The organism is Phaeovulum molybdatiresistens (assembly GCF_023544865.1).
Lineage (GTDB): Bacteria > Pseudomonadota > Alphaproteobacteria > Rhodobacterales > Rhodobacteraceae > Pontitalea.
Genome location: NZ_JAMJFX010000013.1, coordinates 1 through 22,568 on the forward strand (window position 1 = coordinate 1; position 22,568 = coordinate 22,568).

The window sequence follows — 22,568 nt, forward strand, 5'->3', positions numbered from 1 at the left end:
CCAAACAGGCATGCTTTCTGCGCCAAGGCGCCCGAAGCCAAACCCGGACAGTTGCGCCGAAAGGAAACCGTTCTGCACAGCCGACTTCTTCAGCGGCCTGCTAATCCGACGATCGTCACCCGGCCGTGTTCCCCGTAAAGCTGGCCGAGGCGGCCCTGGAAGGATTCACCGATACCGGCAACCTGGCGTTTCAATCCTTCAGCGGCTCGGGCACTGAGCTGATCGCTGCCGTGCGCACCGAGCGGCGCGGTGGAGCTGGACCCGGTTTACTGCGATGTCGCCGTGCGGCGACCGGAGCTGTCGACAGGAAAGACCGCAGCCTGGATTGCCACGAACGAACCGCCGCAAAGGATCAGGGGTTTATCCCGGAGACGCAGCTGCACCAGTCCCACCGCATTTCTCTCGTCGAGACGGCGACCAATGTCGTGGTCGGCACGCGCAGCTTTCCGGGCAGCCCCCGTGACGGTCACTCCCTGAAGGAAACGTTGGTTCAGGTCGAGATCCTCACCGACCAACGCCCCAAACTTGCTGTCATCGATCGCGGTTTCAGAGGGTCAGGACGAAGACAAGGCCCGCGTCCTGCACAGCGGCATCCGCTGCGCAGGACGCTCAAGCTGATTGTCGACCCCAGCCGCCGCAGTGCCATCGAAGCTGAAATCGGCCACAGGAAAACCGACAGACGCCTCACCAGATGCCCGCTGAAAGGCACGACCAGGATGCCCTCTTTCAGGAAATCACTCATCGTCCGCTTCACGGTACTTTCGCCCAGCTCGGTGTGGCGCTGGATCGTGCCCTTGGAGCACCAGAGGCCCGAGCCATCATCGCTCGCCTTGTCGGCCAGGAACATGATGATCTGCTTGCGCGCGGCGCTGCCAAAGCGGCGTTCGGCGCATTCGTTCGCGACGCGCCAGCTCATTCCGGGGCCTCAAGTTGTACAGGTTTTGTACAGAAATCCCGTCTGCAGCGCCCGAAAGCCCGGGAAATCAAACGGGCGTTTCCGCGGCTGCTTTCACAAGCCCCTGACAAAACGCCATATTTTATTGGGTTTTCTGGTGACCCCGAGTGGATTCGAACCACCAACCTGCCCCTTAGGAGGGGGCTGCTCTATCCAGTTGAGCCACGGGGCCACGGTCCCCTTATCGCGGGCAATTGCGCGCCATGCAACCGCAATGAAAACGAGGGGACCGTTGATGGACGGGTGCGGTCGTTCCGCATGGATCCGGGCGTTCGCAACTGTTGCGGAACCCGGCAGGCGCCGGGCGGTTATCGCTAACAACCCCAGATCGCGGCGCTTGCGCAGGGGAAAGTTTTGGCGCTAAACCTTGTGAAAGCCCCATCGAAAGGTGCCCAGCGTGTCCCGTTCTCCCACAGATTCCCGCCGAACCCTGACGCTGCGCGATGTTTCCGAAGCCTCGGGTGTATCGGAAATGACGGTCAGCCGCGTGCTGCGCAACCGGGGCGATGTGTCCGATGCCACGCGGGAAAAGGTGCTCGAGGCGGCGAAGGCGCTGGGATATGTGCCCAACAAGATCGCAGGCGCGCTTGCCTCGCAGCGGGTCAACCTGGTGGCGGTGATCATCCCGTCACTGTCGAACCTGGTCTTCCCCGAGGTTCTGACGGGGATCTCGAAAGAACTGGAAGATACCGGGCTGCAGCCGGTGGTCGGGGTCACCAACTACTCGTTGGAAAAGGAAGAGACGGTTCTTTACGAAATGCTGTCCTGGCGCCCCTCGGGGGTGATCATCGCGGGGCTGGAACATACGGATGCGGCGCGCGCCATGCTGGAAAACGCGGGCATTCCGATAGTCGAGATCATGGATGTCGATGGCAAGGGCATCGATTCCGTCGTCGGCATCTCGCATCGCCGGGCGGGGTTGAAGATGGCCGAGGCGATCATTGCCGCCGGATACCGCCGCATCGGCTTTCTGGGCACGAAGATGCCCGAGGATCACCGCGCGCGCAAACGTCTGGAAGGCTTCAAAGAGGGGCTGGAGGCCGCGGGCCTGTCCCTGGCCGATCAGGAATTCTATGCCGGCGGGTCGGCGCTTTTGAAGGGGCGCGAGATGACCGAAGCGATCCTGAGGCGCAGCCCCGACCTTGATTTCCTGTATTATTCCAATGACATGATCGGTGCGGGTGGGCTTTTGTGGTGTCTGGAAAACGGCATTGATGTGCCCAATCAGATAGGGCTTGCCGGGTTCAATGGCGTCGATCTGCTAGAGGGCCTGCCCCGCCGTCTGGCCACGATGGATGCCTGTCGGCGCGAAATCGGCCAACGCGCCGCCGCGATCATCGCGGGCCGCAGCCCATCGGGCCTGATCGGCGGCGAGATCATCGAACTGCAGCCCCTTCTGCAGCCAGGCGACACGATCCGCAAACCCTGATCGCGCGCGCAGGCCACCCGGGATCAGCGCTTGGCATTCCAGCTGATCGAATTGTACTGGCGGGTATAGAATTCCCCCATCAGGCCAATGACCATGAAGGCCAGCCCGACGTAAAGCGGGTAGCTCACCGATGAAAAATGCGGGTTGTAGTTGATGAAGGTAAAGCCGCGGGCCTGATCGATCATGTGAAACAGCGGGTTCCAGTCGAACATGCCCAGCATGAAGGCGGGCAGCATGTTGGCCACGAACATCTTGCCCGAGGCGAACATATTGGCGCGGATGTAGATCAGCTGGATCACCTGCACCACATCAGGCGCCCAGGGTTTCAGCGCCATGAAGACCAGGCCCATCGCGACCCCGCTGAACCATGCCAGCAAAACCATGCCCATCGCGGCGATCGGATTTTCAATCTCGATCGGGTTGAAGCCGGCGTGATAGATGTAAAGCACCACGACCATGGACAGGATCTGCAGGTAAAGCGCGCCCAGCGCCGCCGATGCGATGGAAACGGCTGTGGTCATCGGGCCATGCTTCATCATCGGCGATGTCGACCCTTCGGCCATCGTGACGGCCGTCAGCGTCTTGGTGTGGGTCATGTAAAGGAAGATCCCGCTCATGATATACAGCAGGAAATCCCCCCGGATCGCCACGCCGCGCATCCCGAGGATGTCGAGCATGAAATAGAACACCAGCACCAACATCACCGTCTGCAGCATGTTCAGCAACAGCCCGATCACCGCGTTGCCATGCGTCTTGCGCACCGATCGCACGGTGGCGTGATAGATCAGTTCCAGCAGGGCAAAGCCCGAGCCGAGCGTGGAATTGCTGCGTCTTGCCTTGAACATCGCGTCCGGTTCCCGCCGTGAAAGGCTGCGTCTTGCCCAGTGTCGCCCGGAAAACTTGCCGTTCCCTTGACGCGCGATCATAAGGGGGGGCAACAATCATGGCAATCCGGCCGCTTGCGGCCAGGACAGGAGAGGAACATGGATCACGATCGCCTTGTCACCGTCATACGCCGTCTGGCGCTGGAAGCGGGGGACCGGATCATGCAGATCTACAATGCCCCCGATTTCGAAGTCCGCGTGAAATCCGACGCCAGCCCCGTGACCGAGGCCGATGAGGCCGCCGATGCGCTGATCTCGGAAGGGCTGGCCGAGGCCTTTCCGCAGATTGCCCTGGTGACCGAAGAACAGGCCGCCAGCCACGGCCAGACCGTCACGACCTTCCTGATCGTTGATCCGCTGGACGGAACCAAGGAATTCATCCAGCGCCGCGGCGATTTCACGGTGAACATCGCCTATGTCGAAGATGGTGTTCCGCTGCGCGGTGTCGTCTATGCCCCGGCCAAGGGGCGGCTGTTCTACACCCTGGCCGATGGACGCGCGGTCGAAGAAACCGGCCCCTTCGACAAGGACGCCATCGGCGAACAACGGCCGATCACCGTTTCGGTGCCCGACAATCGCGGGCTGATGGTCGTTGCCTCGAAATCGCACCGCGATCAGGCGACGGATGATTACATCGCGCAATATGCGGTGCGCGACATGACCTCGGCGGGATCGTCGCTGAAATTCTGCCTGGTAGCGACGGGCGAGGCCGATTTGTACCCGCGCCTTGGTCGCACCATGGAATGGGACACCGCCGCAGGCGATGCCGTGCTGCGCGGCGCAGGCGGGGAAATGGTGCGCTTTGACGACCACGGCCCCTTCACCTATGGCAAACCCGGGTTCGAAAACCCCTTCTTCATCGCCTATGCCCCCGGCGTTCTTCTGGTGAAATGATGTCCGTTCTGATCGTTATCCCCGCCCGCTATGCCTCGACCCGCTACCCGGCCAAGCCGCTGGTTGCGCTGACAGGGGCCAAGGGCGCGCAAAAGACCCTGATCCAGCGCAGCTGGGAGGCGGCGATGGCCGTCCAGGGCGCTGATCGCGTCGTCGTTGCCACCGATGATGACCGCATCGCCGATCACGCCCGGGGCTTCGGGGCGGATGTGGTGATGACCTCGCAGGCATGCCAGAACGGCACCGAACGCTGCGCCGCGGCGCTGGCGAACCTGGGGGGTGGCCATGACATCGTGGTCAACCTGCAAGGTGATGCGCCCCTGACACCCGCCTGGTTCATCGAGGATCTGGTCGCGGGCCTGCGCGCCAACCCCTGGGCCGAACTTGCCACCCCCGTTCTGCGTTGCGAAGGCGCGATGCTGGCCTCGCTGCGCGAAGATCGCGCGCAGGGGCGGGTGGGCGGCACCACGGCGGTGTTCGGTGCGGGCAACCGGGGCCTGTATTTTTCCAAAGAGGTGATCCCCTTCACCCCCACCAGCTATGGCCCCGCTGATCCGACGCCGGTGTTTCACCACGTCGGCGTCTATGCCTACCGCCCCGACACGCTGGCCGCCTACCCCACCTGGCCTGTCGGCCCGTTGGAAACCCTGGAAGGGCTGGAACAGCTGCGCTTTCTGGAAAACGGCCGCGCCGTTCTTTGCGTTGAGGTCGAGGCGCGTGGCCGCCAGTTCTGGGAATTGAACAACCCCTCGGACGTCGCCCGGATTGAGGCGATGATGGCCGAGATGGGGCTGGAATGACGCAGGCCGCTGCGGCGCGATGCAGCGTGATCATCGTATCGCGCCATCGCCCGCAGCACCTGACCCGATGCCTTGCCGGGATTGCCCAGCTTGACCATCCCGACTTTGAGGTGATCGTCGTCGCCGATGCCGCGGGCCTTGCGGCGACCGGCGACCTGCCGGTCAAGCGCGTGGCCTTCGATCAGGCCAATATCTCGGCAGCACGCAATGCCGGGCTACAGGTGGCGGCGGGCGCGGTGGTGGCCTTCATCGATGACGATGCCGTGCCCGAACCCACCTGGCTGTCCCGGCTGTGCGCGCCCTTTTCCGACCCCGCCGTTGCGGCTGCGGCGGGCTTTGTGCGGGGGCGTAACGGCCTGTCGTTCCAGTGGAAGGCGCGAACCGCCGATGCCCTGGGCCACAGCGCCCCGCTGGCGGTGGATGAAACTGCCACCACGCTGCATCGCGGCCAGCCGGGACGCGCGATCCGCACCGAAGGCACGAATTGCGCCTTTCGGCGAGATGTTCTGGCGCGCATGGGCGGGTTTGATCCGGCCTTTCGGTTCTTTCTGGACGAAACCGATGTGAACCTGCGCCTTGCCGCGACCGGGCAGATCACCGCCATCGTGCCGGGCGCACAGGTGCATCACGGCTTTGCCCCCTCGGTGATCCGCGCATCCGACCGCGCCCCACGCGACCTGCATGAAATCGGCGCCTCGACCGCGGTGTTCTGGCGCAAGCACGCAGCACCCGGGATGGATCTGTCGTTGGCAGAGCGCGCGCTGATCGCCTCGGAACGGGCGCGCTTGATCCGGCACATGGTCAGCGGCGGGCTGGAACCGCGCGAGGTGCCCCAGATCCTGCGCAGCCTGCAAGACGGCCTTCCCGACGGTCGGGTGCGACCCCTGAACACCCTGCCGCCGCTGCCCGGACCTGCGGCGCCCTTCCTGCGGTTTCCTGCCACAGCCCGCCCCGGCCGGGTGATTGCCGGGCGTATATGGCAGGCCCGTGCCCTACGCCGCGCCGCCGCCCACGCCGCAGCCGAGGGCGCAATCGTGACCCTGATCCTGCTGGAACCCTCGGCGCGGCCGCATCGGATGCGCTTTGACCCGGCCGGATACTGGGAACAGCGCGGCGGCATCTGGGGCCCGGCGGATCGGCAGGAACCACGGCTTCGGATGATCGGCTTTGGCGCGCGCATCCGGCAGGAAACCGCCCGCATCGCCGCCCTGCGCCCGGTTCAGGCGAAACCGGCATAAATTTGCCAAAGTCCTGAAATATCCGGTCGTCAAGCCGCCGCAAACCCCGCCGCCCATTCACCGCGTTCATGGGCAACTATTGAGTTTGCGGCACGTTCCAGACTAATGTCCGGCCGCCCGGGCCTTTTGCCCGGCCTTGATAGGTGAATTATGAAACGCAAGGTCACGAAAGCGATCTTTCCTGTTGCGGGGCTTGGCACCCGCTTCCTTCCCGCCACGAAAGCGATCCCGAAAGAGATCATGACGCTGGTTGACCGCCCCCTGATCCAATATGCGATCGACGAGGCACGCGCCGCCGGCATCAAGGAATTCATCTTTGTCACCTCGCGCGGGAAATCGGCACTTGAGGATTATTTTGACGTGGCGCCGGAACTGGAATCCGCGCTGCGCAAATCCGGCAAGACGGCGCTGCTGGAAACCCTGAAAACCACGAACATGGATTCCGGCACCATCGCCTATGTCCGCCAGAACCAGCCGCTGGGCCTTGGCCATGCAGTCTGGTGCGCCCGCCGGCTGGTTGGCAACGAACCCTTCGCCGTGATCCTGACCGATGACGTGATCGCGGCCGAAAAGCCCTGCCTGCAGCAGATGATGGAAGCCTATGCCGAAACCGGCGGCAGCATGGTCGCCACGATGGAAGTGCCGCGCGAAAAGACCTCGTCCTACGGGATTCTGGATGTCGCAAACGACATGGGCGCCATCGTCGAGACACGGGGCATGGTGGAAAAGCCCAAGCCCGAAGATGCGCCGTCGAATCTGGCGGTGATCGGCCGCTATATCCTGACACCCAATGTCATGCAGCATCTGCACAAGATGAAGACCGGCGCGGGCGGCGAAATTCAGCTGACCGACGCCATCGCCGCGGAAATCGCCGCGGGCGACAAGGTCTATGGCTATCGCTTCCGCGGCCAGCGCTATGACTGTGGCTCGAAAGCGGGGTTCCTGCAGGCAACCGTCGCCTTCGGCCTTGCGCGTGAAGATCTTCGGGATGAATTCTCGGATTACCTGTCGGACCTGATGTCGATGCGTTCTGCGGCCGAGTGACCGGATGACAGATCACGTTCTGGTCACGGGCGGGGCGGGCTACATCGGCTCGCATGCCTGCAAGGCGTTGAAGGCGGCGGGCTATGTGCCCGTCACCTTCGACAACCTGTCCACCGGCTGGCGCGAGGCGGTGAAGTTCGGCCCCTTCGAGGAAGGCTGCCTGACCGACCGCGCGCGCCTGGATGAGGTGTTCGCCCGCTGGAAGCCCGTCGCGGTGATGCATTTCGCCGCGCTCAGCCTGGTGGGTGAATCGATGAAGGACCCGGGCAAATACTGGCGCGGGAATGTGCTGGCCTCGCTGAACCTGATCGAGGCGGCCTGCGCGGCGGGGTGCCTGGATTTCATCTTCTCCTCGACCTGCGCGACCTATGGCGATCAGGACGGCGTAATCCTGGATGAAACCACCCGTCAGGCGCCGATCAACGCCTATGGCGCATCGAAACGCGCGATCGAGGACATGCTGGCCGATTTCGCCGGATCGCACGGCCTGCGCCATGTGATCTTTCGCTATTTCAACGTGGCCGGCGCCGATCCCGAGGCCGAGGTGGGCGAATTTCATCAGCCGGAAACCCATCTGATCCCGCTGATGCTGGACGCGATCGACGGCAAGCGCCCAGCGCTGACCATCTTTGGCACCGATTATCCCACACCCGATGGCACCTGCATCCGCGACTATGTCCATGTCTGCGACCTGGCCGATGCCCATGTGCTGGGGCTGGAATGGCTGCGGGCGGGCAAGGGATCGTCGGTGTTCTGCCTGGGCTCGGGCAAGGGGTTTTCTGTGCGCGAGGTGATCGACCAATCTGCCGCCGTCACCAACCGCGCCGTTCCGATCACCGAAGGCGCGCGGCGGCCCGGCGATGCGGCGGTGCTGGTTTCGGGGTCCACCCGGGCCGAACGTGACCTGGGCTGGCGGCCGAAACGGTCGGACCTGCGCACCATGATCGCCGATGCCTGGCGCTGGCATCAGGCCGGCGGATATGGGCGCTAGGCCAGCCTCACGGCTGCTGGACATCACGCGGCTTGTGTCGCGTGTGGGCCAAGGCCCGCTGACGGGTGTCGACCGGGTCGAGGCCGCCTACCTTCGGGCTCTGCGCGCAGCGCCAGTGCCGCTGTATCTGCTGTGCCGCACCGCCTATGGCTTTCTGCTGCTGCCCGGGGCGACGGCGGAATTCCTGTTTGCCGGGCTCAGCGCCCCGGACACACTGCCCCGTGCCGGCCTGATCGACCGGCTGCGCGGGCGCGGCGGGCCGCGCCCCCGGCTTGAGGCGGGGCTGCGCGCGCGGGCCCTGGCGCGCGCACCCCATGCGCGGCTGGCCGCCCTGGTGGGGCGCAACCTGCCCGCGCCGGTCAGCTATATCAACGTGGGCCAGACCACGGCGCGCCCGAACACGCTGGCGCGGCTAAAGCGGGTGCCCGGCCTGCACATCGCGGTGATGATCCACGACACCATCCCGCTCGATTTCCCGCAATTCGCCAGCAGGTCCGAGCCCGAAAGGTTCCGCGCCGCGTTCGACGCCGTTCTGGCCCATGCCGATCTGGTGATCTGCAATTCCAACGCCACCGCCGCCGACGTCAGGCGCCATGCGCGCGGCCGAACCCCACCGCTGCTGGTGGCGCATCTGGGGCTTGATGTGCCACAGCCTGCCCCCGATCTGGTGCCCGCCGATCTTGACCTGCTGCCGCAGTATTTCGTCACCATCGGCACGATCGAGCCGCGCAAGAACCACGCCCTGCTGCTGGACGTGTGGGAAGACCTGCTAACCCGGATGCCCGCGGATCAGGCGCCGCGCCTGCTGGTCCTGGGCCGGCGCGGTTGGCGCAACCAGGCGCTGTTCGAACGGCTGGACACGGCGCCCTATATGGGCCGGGTCGTGCATGAACTGCCCGACCTGCCCGATGGCGCGGTTGCCAGCCTGCTGACCGGCGCGCGCGCCCTGCTGGCCCCCTCGTTGGCCGAGGGGTTCGGCCTGCCCACACTTGAGGCGGCAGCGCTTGGCACCGCCGTGATCGCAACGCCACTGCCCGCAACAAAAGAACTGTTGGGCGCGGCAGCCATTTACCCCGAATCACCGGATCGATATGCTTGGGGCGCGGAACTCCTTCGGATGATCAGCCAGGGACCACAGGATCAACCTGATCATGGCACAATCGTCGTGCCCAGTTGGGAAGACCATTTCAACAAGGTCTTTACCTTGATCTGACAAGATGTTCCGCGTGTGAATGTGCCGTATCGGTTCGAAAGGGTGTGGTTGCGTATCAGGGAAAAATATCGCCTGCGGCTTCGGCGCAAGCGTCTTTTGATCCGCGCTTTCCGGAAAAGGCGTGAACTGACCGCTTTTTGCGACCGCACCGCGATGATCGCGCGCAAGGATATCCTGCTGTTCGCCACCCTTCGCAACGAACGCATCCGCCTGCCCTATTTCCTGGATTATTACCGCGGTCTTGGGATCGGGCATTTCCTGATCGTCGACAACGCGTCAGAGGATGGCAGCGCAGACTATCTGGCGCAGCAGCCCGACGTCTCGGTCTGGCGGACGCAGGCCAGCTATCGGCGCGCGCGGTTCGGGATGGACTGGATGAACCGGCTGTTGCGCAGATACGGCACGGGTCACTGGACGCTGACGGTCGATCCGGACGAATTCTTCATCTACCCCTTCTGCGATACCCGCCCGCTTGAAGCGCTGACCGACTGGCTGGATACCTACGACATCCGGTCCTTTCCGGCGATGCTGGTGGACATGTATCCCAAGGGCCCGGTCGATGCCGTCCCCTATGCCGAAGGCCAAAACCCGTTTGAGATTGCCTGCTGGTTCGACAGCGGGAACTACATGATCTCAAAGAACCCAAAATTGCAGAACCTGTGGATACAGGGCGGGCCGCGCGCGCGCGTGTTCTTTTCCGACCGGCCCGCCGAGGCGCCCTCGCTGAACAAGATCCCGCTGGTGAAGTGGGAACGCGGTTTTGTCTATGTCAGTTCAACCCATTCGCTTTTGCCGCGCGGGCTTAATGCGGTTTATGACGAATGGGGCGGCGAAAAGGCCAGCGGTTGCCTGTTGCATGCCAAGTTTCTGTCGACGCTGACCGACAAGGTCACCGAAGAACTGACCCGCAAGCAGCATTTTGCCGGATCGCGCGAATACCGCGCCTATGCCGAACGGATACCGGAAAGGCCGGACCTGTGGTGCAAGTGGTCCGAGAAATACATCAACTGGCGCCAGCTGGAAATTCTGGGCCTGATGTCCAAGGGCAACTGGGCATGAGGGCGCGCGGATGACCGTCGGCTTCATCATGATGTGCCACACGGCCCTGAACCGTGCCGCCCAGGTCGCCCGCCATTGGGCCGAAGGCGGCGCGCCGGTGGTCATCCATGTCGATCAACGCGTCCCCGCGCCCGAATTCGCCGCCTTTGCCGAAAGCCTGGCCGATCTGGCCATCGTCAGCTTTTCGCAACGGTATCGCTGTGAATGGGGCACCTGGTCGCTTGTCGCGGCCGCGCAATCCGCCGCCGAAGACATGCTGGCCCGCCACGCCAATGTGCGCCATGTCTTTCTTGCCTCGGGGTCCTGCCTGCCCCTGCGCCCGCTAGAGGAATTGCGCGCCTATCTTGATGCCCGGCCCTATACCGATTTCATCGAAAGCGTCACCACCGCCGAGGTGGAATGGACCGTCGGCGGCATCGACATGGAACGCTTTACCCTGCGCTTCCCCTTTTCCTGGAAGAAGCGTCGGCGCCTGTTCGACGGATATGTCCGGCTGCAGCGGCGCGTGGGGTTCAGGCGCACCATCCCCAAGGGGATTGTCCCGCATCTGGGCAGCCAGTGGTGGTGCCTGACCCGCCAGACGCTGAGCGCGATCCTGCAAGACCCGGAACGCGCGCGCTTTGACCGCTATTTCCGCAAGGTCTGGATCCCGGATGAAAGCTATTTCCAGACGCTCGCCCGGCTTTATGCGACCTCGATCGAAAGCCGGTCGCTGACGCTGTCGAAATTCGACTTTCAGGGCAAACCGCACATCTTCTACGATGACCATCTGCAGCTTCTGCGCCGGTCGGACTGTTTCGTCGCGCGCAAGATCTGGCACCGGGCCGACCGGCTTTACGACACGTTCCTTGCGCCCCGCCCCCGCGCGGATGTGCTGGCCGAACCGAACCCGTCCAAGATCGACCGCCTGTTCGCCAAGGCGGTAGAACGGCGCACCCGCGGCCGGCCGGGTCTTTACATGCAAAGCCGCTTTCCCTGGCAAGACCGCGAAAATGGCAAGACCTCGGCGCCCTATTCGGTGTTTCAGGGCTTTTCCGAGCTGTTCGAAAACTTTGATGGCTGGCTGTCCAAACATGTGGGCGCGCGGGTGCATGGCCATCTGTTCGCCCCCGACCGGGCGCATTTCGCGGCCGCTGAAACCGTCTTCAACGGCGCCCTGACCGACAGCGCAACGCTGCGCGACTATGACCCCAAGGCGTTTCTGACCAACCTGATCTGGAATGCCCGCGGCGAACGGCAGTGCTTTATGTTCTCGCCCCGCGATACGCAGGCCCTGAACTGGTTCATGGCCACCGATCCGAACGCGCAGATTTCGGTCGTCACCGGGGCCTGGGCGATCCCGCTGTTTCGCGCGAACCAGAACTTTGCCACGATCCGCCGCGAAGCCGCGCGCCTGCAACAGATTGAAATCGAGCAGCTGAAGATCCTGCAATCCATGTATGTGAAGGCCCGTGTGCGGATCTGGACCCTGGCCGATTTCATCGAAAACCCGATGGAACCGCTGCAGGCCATCATCGACGAAATCAGCCCCCGCGCCCTGCGCCGGCTGACCGAGGTGCCGCAGATGGTTGACCTGACAGGCTTTGGCCGGTTCCTTCAAAACCTCAAGAATCAGGGCATGCAGCCGCGGCTGATGGGTGATTTCACGGTCAACGATGCCTTGCCCACCCAAGGCCTGCGCCGCGGGCGCCCCTATGTCGTAAAGTGATCCGATGGCGCGGTTTGAAAGCTTTGTCCTTCTGGCGGAAATGCGCACCGGGTCCAACCTGGTCGAAGCTGCCCTGAACCGCCTGCCGGGCGTGGCCTGCCACGGTGAGGCGTTCAACCCCGTGATGATCGGCTATCCTGGCACATCGGCGCTGCTGGGCCTGACCCTGCAGGAACGCGATTCCGACCCGTTTGCGTTATGGGCCCGGATCGTGGCGGCGGACGGGCTGAACGGCTGCCGCTATTTCCACGATCACGACCCGCGCATGCTGGATGCGCTGCTGTTTGATCGGTCCTGCGCCAAGATCGTGCTGACCCGCAACCCGGCCGAAAGCTATGTCAGCCTGCAGATCGCCCGCGCCACAGGGCAGTGGAAGCTGCGCGATGCCCGCAACCGCGAAGCCGCCCGCGCCCGCTTTGACCCCCAGGAATTCGAAGACCACCTTGGCATGCTGCAGGGGTTTCAGCTGCGCATCCTGCGCGCGCTGCAGATATCGGGCCAGACCGCCTTCTATCTGGATTATGAAGATGCGCAGGATCTTGGCGTGCTGAACGGGCTTGCCGCCTGGCTTGGCGTCGAGGGCCGCCTGGACAGCCTGCCCGACACGCTGGTGCCGCAGAACCCCGAGGCGCTAGAGGAAAAGGTCGAAAATTTCGCCGAGATGGAGGCCTCTCTGGCGCGGCTTGATCGGTTCAACCTGTCACGCTCCCCCAATTTCGAACCGCGGCGCGGGCCCAATGTGCCGGGCTTTGTGGCCGCTGCGGATGCGGGGCTTTTGTATATGCCGATCCGGTCGGGCCTTGATGCGTCGGTGCGAGACTGGCTGGCATCCCTAGGCGGCGTCGCGGAAGGCTTTTCGCAAAAGACCCTGCGGCAGTGGCGCCGCGCCCATCCCGGCCATCGCAGCTTTACCATCCTGCGCCACCCGCTGCTGCGCGCGTTTCTGGCCTTTGAGGCCTTCGCCGCCAATCCCGCGATGGCCGATCAGCGACAGGTTCTAGGCAAACAGTATGGCATCGACATCCCCGACGGGCAGGCGCCCGCGGCCGATCACGGCGCGGCCTTTCTGGCCTTTCTGCGCTGGCTGAAACAGAATCTGAACGCGCAGACCAGCCTGCCGGTCAACCCGCTTTGGGCCAGCCAGTCGGTGGCGCTGCAGGGGTTGGCGCAGATATCGCCGCCCGACCTGATCGCGCGCGAAGACCGGCTGGCCCACGACCTGGATTATCTGGCGCGGGCGGCCGGTGTCACCGCGCCGCCCTTTCTGGCAGAGCCTGACCCCGCAGCCCAACGTCTGGCGGAAATCTGGACCCCCGAAATGGAAAAAGCCGCACGTGAGGCCTATGCGCGCGACTTTGTCCAGTTCGGTTTCACGGATTGGCAGGCTCAGGCGAGCTGAACGCCGGTCGCATCGGTCAGCACCGCATGCAGCGCGGCAGGGTCGCTGTTGGCGCGCAGCTTGGCGCAGGTTTCGCTGTTGCGCATCGTGCGCGACACCAGCGCCAGCGCCTTCAGATGTTCCACCCCGGAATCCTTGGGCGCGAACAACGAAAACACAAGGTCCACCGGCTGGCGGTCCACCGCGTCGAAATCCAGCGGCTTTTCCAGCCGCAGAAACACGCCGACGACCTGGCCCAGCCCATGCAGGCGGGCATGCGGCAGGGCAACGCCATGCCCCACGCCCGTCGGCCCAAGGCTTTCGCGTTCCTGCAGCGCATCCACTGTTTCGGGCGCATTCAGCCCGTAGACTGAATGCGCGATTTCACCAAGATCCTGAAAAAGGCGCTTCTTGCTCGTGACATGTGCCAAGACCTTTACGGCCGCCGGCTTGAGCAGATTGGAAAGTTCCATGAGTCCTGTCACTTCCGCGCCCGATGCAGGCGCTTATTTGCTGTTGCGCGGGTCGATCCAGCCCACATTGCCATCATCGCGGCGGTGGACAACATTGACACCGCCATGTTTTTCATTGCGGAAGACAAGCAGCGGCGCACCGGCCAGTTCCATCTGCATCACCGCCTCGCCGACCGACAGGGTGGGAACCTTGGCTTCCATCTCGGCGACGATGACGGGGGCCAGGCTGGTGCCGTTGTGCTCTGTCTCATCTTCTTCTGCGGCGAGCACATACATCCCCGCCGGGCCGAATTCAACAGGCTCTACCCGGTCGCGGTGATGGTCCTTCAGGCGGCGCTTGTGGCGGCGCATCTGCTTGTCCATCTTTTCGCGGCAGGATTCGAAGGCGGCATAGATTTCCGTCGCGTGCCCCTTGGCCGTCGCGGTCAGGCCGGTGGACAGGTGCACCGTCGCTTCGCAAAGATATTCATGCGCATTGCGCGAGAACACCACGATCGCATCCGTCGGGCGCTGGGCATATTTTTCCACCGTCTCGCCCAGTTCGGATTTGACATGGGTTTGCAGCGCTTCACCGACGTCAAGCTGTTTTCCGCTGATCTGGTAACGCATGGCTTCTCCTTCACGTGTATGGCCAAGCCCGAGCCTTGCATGGCGCGGATTTCGGACCGGTTAAATTCGGAAAGGGCGTGATCCGTGCAATGCCTGACGGGTGCCGGGAATCGTGCGGCGCGGTCGCTCTGGCAAGGGGGCGGTGTTCACGCATTTGTCTTATTTGGGAACGGATCGGCGGGGGTGTCAACGGCCATCCTTCGCCGCAGCGCGGAACCCTGCCGTCAGATGATGCGGAAGTTCTGCCCCAGATAGACCCGGCGGACGTTTTCGTCGCGCACGACCTCTTCGGTGGTGCCCGACATCAGCACCTTGCCGTCGTGCAGGATATAGGCGCGGTCGACGATTTCCAGCGTTTCGCGCACGTTATGGTCGGTGATCAGCACCCCGATGCCGCGGTCCTTCAGCTGCGCGACAAGGTGGCGGATCTCGGCGACGGCGATCGGATCGACGCCGGCGAAGGGTTCATCCAGCAGCAGGTATTTCGGGTCCGCCGCAAGGCAGCGCGCAATTTCGACGCGGCGCCGTTCGCCCCCCGACAACGCCAGCGCCGGGGCCTGCCGCAGGTGGCCGATGGAAAAATCGCCCAGCAATTCCTCTAACCGTTCGCGCCGTTTGTGGGGTTCGGGCACGGCGATTTCCAACACCGCCATGATGTTGCCCTCAACCGACAGGCCGCGGAAGATTGAGGCCTCTTGCGGCAGATAGCCGATGCCCAGCTTGGCACGGCGATACATCGGCAGCGCGGTCACATCGCGCCCGTCAATCAGCACCTGCCCGGAATCAGGCGGGATCAGGCCGGCGATGTTGTAAAAACATGTGGTCTTGCCCGATCCGTTCGGCCCCAGCAGGGCCACGACCTCGCCCCGGTTCAGATCCAGCGAGACATCGCGGATCACCGGCCGCCGCCGATAGCTTTTGCGCAGGCCGATGACGCGCAGGCCGCCATCGCCCGGCGCAAGGCGCAGATCGGGCGCGGGGGCCATCAATTGCCCCCCGGCTGCAGGATCGTGCGGACGCGGCCATCCATCTGGCCGGTGCCATTGTTCAGATCGACCGTCAGCCGCTGGCCCGACATCACGTTGACCCCCTGCGTCAGCAGAACGTTGCCGGTCATCGTGACCCGGCCTGCCGCCACCTCATAGATCGCTTCGGCAGATTCGGCCGCGTCGCTGGCCGATACCAGCGTCACCCCGCCCGTGGCATGCAGCCGGTCGATCCGGCTGTTGTCGTTGTCCACATAATCCACCACCACCGTCTCGGCCTGCAGGCGCATGTCGCCCTGGGCCACGATGACATTGCCGGTGAATGTGGCGGTGCCGTCGGTTTGATCGACCGCGAATGTGTCCGAAACGATCTCGACCGGGGCGGTCGTATCGGCCTTGATGCCGCCAAAGGCCAATTGCTGCGCCGCCGCGGCAAGCGGGGCAAGGCACAGGCAGAGGGCAAGGGTCTGGATCAGGCGGCGCATCGGAACCTCATTTCTCGGGCAGGTATATCAGCTTGACGCCATCCTTGAAAACAAGCTGATGCGTCACGCCCCCGTCATTCGACATCAGCGTCATGGAACCGGCCTCGATCTTGCCCAGCGGCGATTGCGCCTGCACCGGGCCGGGCGCGACCATCTCGGAGCGGTCGGTGCGCGCCTCAAGGCGCTGGGTGGTCAGCAGATAGCCGGTCGAGGTTTCGATCCGCACCCCGTCCGACAGAATCACGCGCCCCGCCGACGGGTCGATCCGCCCCGACAGCGAAAACAGGTCCGCCACCAGCCCGCCCGCAGTTTCCATATGCGCCAGAAGTTTCGCGGCACTGGCCCCCGGACCGCCATCGGGATCGGGGCGCGCGGTTTCGGCGGTGATGCTTAACGCGGCGCCATCCTCGGTCATGCCGGCGAACTGGGGGGCCGTGACGCGCTGTTCGCGGGCCAGTTCCTCGACATTGATGCGCGCATAGGGAATGGCGGCGGTGGGGTCCACGCGTTCCGCCAGCAGGAACAGGGTCGACAACAGCGCAAGCGCGGCCAGCGGCAGGGCGATCTTGGCGCCTGCCACCAACCACGAATGGCCGTTGTCATAGGCGGTCATCAGGCCACCCCAGCGCGCAGGCAATCGTGGATGTGCAAGATGCCGACCGGCTGGCCATCACCTTCGGGCGCCACGACGAACAGGCAGGTGATCTTGCGCTCATTCATCACCGCGACGGCCCGTTCCGCCAGCGCACCGGGGTCGATGGTGCGCGGATCGCGCGTCATCACCTGGGCGGCGGTATGGGACAAAAGCCCCTCCATGTGGCGGCGCAGGTCGCCATCGGTGATGATGCCGGTCAGCCGCCCCGCCGGATCGGTTACCCCCACCACGCCAAAGCCCTTGCGGCTGATTTCCAGCAGCGCCTCGCCCATCGGTGTGGCCTCATCGACCAGCGGCATCTGCAGATGCATCAGATCGGCCACCCGTGCCAGCCGCGCACCCAGCTTGCCGCCGGGATGGAAGGTGCGGAAATGTTCGGGCGTGAAGCTGCGATGTTCCATCAGCGCCACCGCCAGCGCATCGCCCAGCGCCAGTGTCATCGTGGTAGAGGTGGTGGGCACGATCCCCGACCCGCAGGCCTCGGCCGCCTGCGGCAGCACGATCCCCACATCGGATTGCCGCAACAGGGTCGATTCCGCGCGGCTGGCCACCCCGATCAGCGGGATCGAAAAGCGGCGCGTATGGGCGATGATATCCGACAGTTCCGGCGTTTCGCCGGAATTCGACAGAACCAGCGCCACGTCGTCCTGCGTCACCATGCCCAGATCGCCATGGCTGGCCTCGGCGGGATGGACGAATTGCGCGGGCGTCCCGGTCGAGGCCAGCGTCGCCGCGATCTTGCGCCCGATATGGCCCGATTTGCCCATGCCCGACACGATGACGCGACCCCGCGCCTTCAGGATCAGTTCGACCGCGCGGGCGAAACTGTCGTCCAGCGTCTGGGCAAGCTGCGCCAGGCCTTCGGCCTCAATGCCGATCACGCGGCGTGCGGTGGCCAGATAATCAGTGGTGGAAGATGTCATTCGGTTCCTCCCATCCCAAAAGGTCCAGCTGGGCGCGCGTGGGCAGGAAATCGAAACAGGCCTGCGCAAGCCCGGTGCGCCCTTCACGCGCCAGGCGCGTTTCCAGTTCCGCTTTCAGCCGGTGCAGATGCAGCACGTCCGAGGCCGCATATTCCATCTGCGCCGGGGTCAGTTCATCGGCACCCCAGTCCGAGGTCTGCTGTTGCTTGGAAATATCCACCCCGACCAGTTCCTGCAGCAGGTATTTCAGGCCATGCCGGTCGGTGAAGGTGCGCACCATTCTTGACGCGATCTTGGTGCAAAAGACCGGGGCCGTGACAACGCCAAAGGCTGCGTAAAGTGCGGCGATGTCGAACCGGGCGAAATGGAACAGCTTGACCGTGTCCGGATCGGCCAGCATCCGGCACAGGTTCGGCGCCTGGGTCTGGCCCTTGGCGATCTTGACCAGATGGGCGTTGCCATCGCCCGAAGACAGTTGAACCAGGCACAGCCGGTCGCGGCGCGGGTCAAGGCCCATCGTTTCGGTGTCGATGGCCACGACGGGGCCCAGATCCAGACCTTCGGGAAGGTCGTGCTTGTGCAGATATACGGTCACTTCAAACCCCTGGCTGCGAGGGGTCCGGCGCCCGGGACGGCAACCCCCGCCGTGATGGCCCTTTCGGGCCGATGTCTCCGGTCAGTCCGGCACTGCTGGCGCGCACCACTGGCCGCGCCCGGATGGCTTGCTTGTAGGCGCCGCCCGCAGGCGCGTCAACGACGCCACGCGGGCGACAGGGCTGGACAAGCCGGCATTAAGGCCCATCTTTGCCCCTGAACCACCACCCGCCCCGCCGCGCAGGAGAGGATGATGACACCCTACGCCAAAACCCCCGACGCCCTTGCAGCGCTTAGCCCCGAACAATTCCGCGTGACACAGCTGAACGGCACCGAACGGCCCGGCACCGGCGAATATCTGCACAACGACGCGCCCGGCCTTTACGTCGATGTCGTGTCGGGTGAGCCGCTTTTCACCTCGGCCGACAAATTCGAATCGGGCTGCGGCTGGCCCAGCTTTACCCGCCCTGCCGCGCCGGCCCATGTGCGCGAACTGACCGATACCAGCCACGGCATGATCCGGACCGAGGTCCGTTCAACCCACGGCGACAGCCATCTGGGCCATGTCTTTCCCGATGGACCCCGCGACCGGGGGGGGCTGCGTTATTGCATCAATTCGGCCGCGCTGCGCTTTGTCCCGCTGCAGGATATGGAGGCCGCGGGCTATGGCGATTATGTCGATCTTGTCAGGGGGACCACGAAATGACCGAGGAACGCGCCGTTCTGGCGGGGGGATGTTTCTGGGGTATGCAGGATCTGATCCGCAAGCGCCCCGGCGTGATCCGCACCCGGGTGGGATATAGCGGGGGCGATGTGCCCAATGCCACCTACCGCAACCACGGCACCCATGCCGAGGCGATCGAGGTGGTCTTTGATCCCGCGCGCCTGAGCTATCGGGAATTGCTGGAATTCTTCTTCCAGATCCACGATCCGACCACACCCAACCGGCAGGGCAATGATCTTGGCCCGTCCTATCGTTCGGCGATCTACTATGCCGATGAGACGCAAAAGCGCATCGCGCTGGACACGATCACCGATGTGAACGCCTCGGTGCTGTGGCCCGGCAAGGTGGTGACCGAGGTAGAGCCGGCAGGTGATTTCTGGCAGGCAGAGCCGGAACATCAGGATTATCTGGAACGCCACCCGAACGGCTATACCTGCCACTTCCCGCGCCCCGGCTGGGTCTTGCCCAGGCGCGCGGCCGAGTGATCAAGCAACCCGGCCCACGCACCCACGCGCGGGCCGGATCGGCGTTCAGCGGTTCAGCAGATAGCTGACGATCCGTTCGGCGGCCTCTTCGGCGGTCATGCTGACGGTATCAACCTCGATCTCGGCCTGTTCGGGCGGCTCATAGGGGCTGTCAATGCCGGTAAAGTTCTTCAGCGCGCCGGCACGGGCCTTTTTGTAAAGACCCTTCACGTCGCGGGCCTCGGCCACCGCTAGCGGGGTGTTGACGAAAACTTCGATGAATTCGCCTTCGGGCATCAGCTCGCGCACCATCCGCCGTTCCGACCGGAAGGGTGAAATGAAGGCCGTCAGAACGATCAGCCCGGCATCCGCCATCAGGCGCGCCACCTCGCCGACGCGGCGGATGTTTTCCACCCGGTCGGCATCGGTGAAGCCCAGATCGCGGTTCAACCCGTGCCTGATGTTGTCGCCATCCAGCAGGAAGGAATGCTTGCCCAGCGCGTAGAGCTTTTTTTCCACCAGGTTGGCGATCGTCGACTTGCCGGAACCGGACAGGCCGGTGAACCAGACCACCTTGGGCGATTGGTTTTTTTGCGCGGCATGGGCCTGACGGTCGATTTCCAACGCCTGCCAGTGGATGTTCTGGCTGCGCCGCAGGGCGAAATGGATCATCCCGGCCGCGACCGTGGCATTGGTAATCCGGTCGATCAGGATGAAGCCGCCCAGATCGGGGTTCGCGGTATAGGCCTCAAACGGAATCGGACGGTCGGTCGAAATATTGCACACCCCGATCGCGTTCAGCCCCAGCGTCCGCGCCGCCAGATGTTCCAGCGTGTTGACGTTGATTTCGTATTTCGGCTCGGTCACGCTGGCGGTCACGGTCTGGGTGCCCAGTTTCAGCAGATAGGGCCGGCCCGGCAGCATCTCGGCCTCGGCCATCCAGACCAGCGTGCATTCGAACTGATCGGCGACCTCGCAGGGTTCATCGGCCTGCACGATGACATCGCCGCGCGAACAGTCGATTTCATCGGCAAATGTCAGCGTGACCGATTGCCCCGCCACCGCCTGATCCAGATCGCCATCAAAGGTGACGATGGATTTGACGGTCGAGGTCTTGCCCGAGGGCAGCACCCGGATCGCATCGCCCGGTCGGATCGTGCCGGCCCCGATCTGCCCGGCAAAGCCGCGGAAATCGAGGTTGGGGCGATTCACCCATTGCACCGGCATGCGGAAGGCATAGTCCTGCATCCGCGCATCATTGACCGGCGCCTCTTCCAGATGGGCCAGAAGCGTCGGCCCCTGATACCAGGGCATATTGGCGCTATGCGCCACGATATTGTCGCCCTTCAGCCCGGAAATCGGGATCGGCAGGAACGATTCCATCCCGATCTGCTGGGCAAAATGCGAATAATCCGTAACGATTTCATAGAACCGTTCCTGGGAATAGCCCACAAGATCCATCTTGTTGATCGCCAGCACCACATTGCGGATGCCCAGCAGATGAACCAGATAGCTGTGCCGCCGCGTCTGCGTCAGAACGCCCTGACGCGCATCGATCAGGATCACCGCCAGATCCGCGGTCGAAGCCCCGGTGACCATGTTGCGCGTGTATTGTTCATGGCCCGGCGTGTCGGCCACGATGAACTTGCGCTTGTCGGTGGCAAAGAAGCGGTAGGCCACGTCAATGGTAATGCCCTGTTCGCGTTCCGCCGCCAGCCCGTCGACCAGCAGGGCAAAGTCGATGTCACCGCCCTGGGTGCCCACCGCCTTGCTGTCCTTTTCCAGCGAGGCCAGCTGATCTTCAAAGATCATCTTGCTGTCATACAGCAGCCGCCCGATCAGCGTGGACTTGCCATCATCGACCGAGCCGCAGGTGATGAAGCGCAGCATGGTCTTGTGCTGGTGTTGTTCCAGATAGGCGTCGATATCCTCGGCGATCAGCCGGTCGGCGACATAGGCGGGGGACTTGGGGGTCAGATCGGCGGTCATCAGAAATACCCCTCTTGCTTCTTCTTCTCCATGCTGGCGGCCTGATCGTGGTCAATGGCGCGGCCCTGACGTTCCGATGTGGTGGTCAGCAACATTTCCTGAATCACCTCGGGCAGGGTGGCGGCGGTGGATTCAACCGCGCCGGTCAGCGGATAGCAGCCCAGCGTGCGGAACCGGATCGACCGCATCTGCGGCACCTCGCCCGGGGCCAGCGGGAAGCGGTCGTCATCGACCATCAGCAACAGCCCGCCCCGTTCCACCACCGGGCGCGGCTGCGAGAAATACAGCGGCACGATTTCAATGCCTTCCAGGTGGATGTATTGCCAGATGTCCAGCTCGGTCCAGTTCGACAGCGGAAAGACGCGGATCGATTCGCCCTTGGCCTTGCGGGTATTGTAAAGTTTCCACAACTCCGGGCGCTGGTTCTTGGGGTCCCAGCGGTGGTTGGCCGAGCGGAACGAGAACACCCGTTCCTTCGCGCGGGATTTTTCCTCATCCCGCCGCGCGCCGCCGAAGGCCACGTCGAAATTGTATTTCGTCAGCGCCTGTTTCAGACCGTCGGTCTTCCACATGTCGGTATGCAGGCTGCCGTGGTCAAAGGGGTTGATCCCCTGTTCCAGCGCCTCGGGGTTCTGGTGGATGATCAGCTCCATCCCCGCATCGTGCGCGGCCTTGTCGCGCAGCTCATACATCGCGCGGAACTTCCAGGTCGTATCCACATGCAACAGCGGGAAGGGCGGCGGCGCTGGATAGAACGCCTTTTTCGCCAGATGCAGCATGCAGGCCGAATCTTTGCCGACCGAATACAGCATCACCGGGTTGTCGGCATTGGCCACAACCTCGCGCAGGATGTGGATGCTTTCGGCCTCAAGCCGTTGCAGATGGGTCAGCGTTTGCTGGCTGACCGGCGGGCGTTCATCAAATGTCATCGGCATCTTCCGCAAACGTGCATTTTGCGTGCAGGGCTTCGCAGATTTCCCCCCGCCTTCCAAGGAATAATTCCCGCCAGACGGGTGTCGCAGCCGGTTTTCGCGCCCTTTTGCAGGGCAGATATTCCCCGGCGCCATGCAAAG

At 63.8% G+C, this 22,568-nt stretch carries 22 protein-coding genes, 1 tRNA gene and 1 pseudogene; 13 read left to right on the top strand and 11 right to left on the bottom strand.

The features are described from left to right. Window positions 1–425: 425 nt before the first annotated feature. A pseudogene (locus tag MXB90_RS10245) lies at window positions 426–710 on the top strand (IS5/IS1182 family transposase); the annotation flags it as partial. A gap of 340 nt (window positions 711–1,050) precedes the next feature. Here MXB90_RS10245 and MXB90_RS10250 read toward each other — a convergent pair. After that, window positions 1,051–1,127 (bottom strand) — tRNA-Arg (locus MXB90_RS10250). Window positions 1,128–1,352: 225 nt separating this feature from the next. Here MXB90_RS10250 and MXB90_RS10255 point away from each other — a divergent pair. Then, a complete protein-coding gene (locus MXB90_RS10255) occupies window positions 1,353–2,384 on the top strand; it encodes a LacI family DNA-binding transcriptional regulator (RefSeq protein ID WP_250044281.1) in 1,032 nt (343 codons plus the stop codon). A gap of 23 nt (window positions 2,385–2,407) precedes the next feature. On the opposite strand, the gene MXB90_RS10260 is transcribed toward MXB90_RS10255, so the two are convergent. Further along, window positions 2,408–3,229: an ABC transporter permease gene (locus MXB90_RS10260; RefSeq protein WP_250044282.1), complete on the bottom strand. Its 822-nt coding sequence runs from the start codon at window positions 3,227–3,229 to the stop codon at window positions 2,408–2,410. Window positions 3,230–3,367: 138 nt separating this feature from the next. Here MXB90_RS10260 and cysQ point away from each other — a divergent pair, with 138 nt between their 5' ends. The 9 genes from cysQ to MXB90_RS10305 all read left to right on the top strand — a co-directional run bounded on the left by cysQ (window position 3,368) and on the right by MXB90_RS10305 (window position 13,614). Then, complete coding sequence (cysQ, locus tag MXB90_RS10265; RefSeq protein ID WP_250044283.1) at window positions 3,368–4,162, top strand: 3'(2'),5'-bisphosphate nucleotidase CysQ; 795 nt, start codon at window positions 3,368–3,370, stop codon at window positions 4,160–4,162. Next, entirely contained in the window at window positions 4,162–4,962 is an 801-nt protein-coding gene (locus MXB90_RS10270) for a 3-deoxy-manno-octulosonate cytidylyltransferase (RefSeq protein WP_250044484.1), read from the top strand. The genes cysQ and MXB90_RS10270 overlap by 1 nt, the downstream gene beginning before the upstream one ends. Further along, a complete protein-coding gene (locus tag MXB90_RS10275) occupies window positions 4,959–6,200 on the top strand; it encodes a glycosyltransferase family 2 protein (protein ID WP_250044284.1) in 1,242 nt (413 codons plus the stop codon). The genes MXB90_RS10270 and MXB90_RS10275 overlap by 4 nt, the downstream gene beginning before the upstream one ends. A 150-nt stretch (window positions 6,201–6,350) precedes the next feature. Further along, window positions 6,351–7,244 carry a UTP--glucose-1-phosphate uridylyltransferase GalU gene (gene galU, locus MXB90_RS10280; protein WP_250044286.1) on the top strand — a complete coding sequence of 298 codons (894 nt, stop codon included), beginning with the start codon at window positions 6,351–6,353 and terminating at the stop codon, window positions 7,242–7,244. A gap of 4 nt (window positions 7,245–7,248) precedes the next feature. Then, window positions 7,249–8,235 carry a UDP-glucose 4-epimerase GalE gene (gene galE / locus MXB90_RS10285; protein ID WP_250044287.1) on the top strand — a complete coding sequence of 329 codons (987 nt, stop codon included), beginning with the start codon at window positions 7,249–7,251 and terminating at the stop codon, window positions 8,233–8,235. Then, entirely contained in the window at window positions 8,225–9,448 is a 1,224-nt protein-coding gene (locus MXB90_RS10290) for a glycosyltransferase family 4 protein (RefSeq protein WP_250044288.1), read from the top strand. The genes galE and MXB90_RS10290 overlap by 11 nt, the downstream gene beginning before the upstream one ends. A 72-nt stretch (window positions 9,449–9,520) precedes the next feature. Beyond that, window positions 9,521–10,507: a glycosyltransferase family 2 protein gene (locus MXB90_RS10295; protein ID WP_462982282.1), complete on the top strand. Its 987-nt coding sequence runs from the start codon at window positions 9,521–9,523 to the stop codon at window positions 10,505–10,507. Window positions 10,508–10,517: 10 nt separating this feature from the next. Further along, complete coding sequence (locus MXB90_RS10300; RefSeq protein WP_250044291.1) at window positions 10,518–12,215, top strand: beta-1,6-N-acetylglucosaminyltransferase; 1,698 nt, start codon at window positions 10,518–10,520, stop codon at window positions 12,213–12,215. 4 nt (window positions 12,216–12,219) lie between these two features. Beyond that, entirely contained in the window at window positions 12,220–13,614 is a 1,395-nt protein-coding gene (locus tag MXB90_RS10305; protein WP_250044293.1) for a sulfotransferase family 2 domain-containing protein, read from the top strand. On the opposite strand, the gene MXB90_RS10310 is transcribed toward MXB90_RS10305, so the two are convergent. From MXB90_RS10310 to MXB90_RS10340, 7 genes are all read right to left on the bottom strand, one after another. Next, a complete protein-coding gene (locus tag MXB90_RS10310) occupies window positions 13,602–14,066 on the bottom strand; it encodes a PTS sugar transporter subunit IIA (protein ID WP_250044295.1) in 465 nt (154 codons plus the stop codon). The two genes, MXB90_RS10305 and MXB90_RS10310, sit on opposite strands and share 13 nt — an antisense overlap. A 33-nt stretch (window positions 14,067–14,099) precedes the next feature. Then, on the bottom strand, window positions 14,100–14,675 hold the full coding sequence (gene hpf, locus MXB90_RS10315; RefSeq protein ID WP_250044302.1) for a ribosome hibernation-promoting factor, HPF/YfiA family: 576 nt from the start codon (window positions 14,673–14,675) through the stop codon (window positions 14,100–14,102). A gap of 224 nt (window positions 14,676–14,899) precedes the next feature. Then, the gene (lptB, locus tag MXB90_RS10320) at window positions 14,900–15,661 is read right to left on the bottom strand and encodes an LPS export ABC transporter ATP-binding protein (protein ID WP_250044308.1); all 762 of its coding nucleotides are present in this window, start codon (window positions 15,659–15,661) and stop codon (window positions 14,900–14,902) included. Next, entirely contained in the window at window positions 15,661–16,146 is a 486-nt protein-coding gene (gene lptA / locus MXB90_RS10325) for a lipopolysaccharide transport periplasmic protein LptA (RefSeq protein ID WP_250044309.1), read from the bottom strand. The genes lptB and lptA overlap by 1 nt, the downstream gene beginning before the upstream one ends. 7 nt (window positions 16,147–16,153) lie before the next feature. Further along, the gene (locus MXB90_RS10330; RefSeq protein WP_250044310.1) at window positions 16,154–16,759 is read right to left on the bottom strand and encodes a hypothetical protein; all 606 of its coding nucleotides are present in this window, start codon (window positions 16,757–16,759) and stop codon (window positions 16,154–16,156) included. Further along, window positions 16,759–17,724: a KpsF/GutQ family sugar-phosphate isomerase gene (locus MXB90_RS10335; RefSeq protein WP_250044311.1), complete on the bottom strand. Its 966-nt coding sequence runs from the start codon at window positions 17,722–17,724 to the stop codon at window positions 16,759–16,761. The genes MXB90_RS10330 and MXB90_RS10335 overlap by 1 nt, the downstream gene beginning before the upstream one ends. Further along, complete coding sequence (locus tag MXB90_RS10340; protein ID WP_250044312.1) at window positions 17,705–18,319, bottom strand: ribonuclease D; 615 nt, start codon at window positions 18,317–18,319, stop codon at window positions 17,705–17,707. Before MXB90_RS10340 ends, MXB90_RS10335 begins: the two co-directional genes overlap by 20 nt. Window positions 18,320–18,571: 252 nt before the next feature. Here MXB90_RS10340 and msrB point away from each other — a divergent pair, with 252 nt between their 5' ends. After that, entirely contained in the window at window positions 18,572–19,024 is a 453-nt protein-coding gene (gene msrB / locus MXB90_RS10345; RefSeq protein ID WP_250044313.1) for a peptide-methionine (R)-S-oxide reductase MsrB, read from the top strand. Continuing rightward, entirely contained in the window at window positions 19,021–19,527 is a 507-nt protein-coding gene (gene msrA, locus MXB90_RS10350; RefSeq protein ID WP_250044314.1) for a peptide-methionine (S)-S-oxide reductase MsrA, read from the top strand. The genes msrB and msrA overlap by 4 nt, the downstream gene beginning before the upstream one ends. A 45-nt stretch (window positions 19,528–19,572) precedes the next feature. Here msrA and cysN read toward each other — a convergent pair whose 3' ends face one another. Next, window positions 19,573–21,495, bottom strand: coding sequence for a sulfate adenylyltransferase subunit CysN (cysN, locus tag MXB90_RS10355; protein WP_250044334.1), 1,923 nt, complete (start codon window positions 21,493–21,495; stop codon window positions 19,573–19,575). After that, window positions 21,495–22,424 (bottom strand): sulfate adenylyltransferase subunit CysD, encoded by a 930-nt coding sequence (gene cysD / locus MXB90_RS10360; protein ID WP_250044336.1) that lies wholly within the window; start codon window positions 22,422–22,424, stop codon window positions 21,495–21,497. Before cysD ends, cysN begins: the two co-directional genes overlap by 1 nt. Window positions 22,425–22,568: the final 144 nt, after the last annotated feature.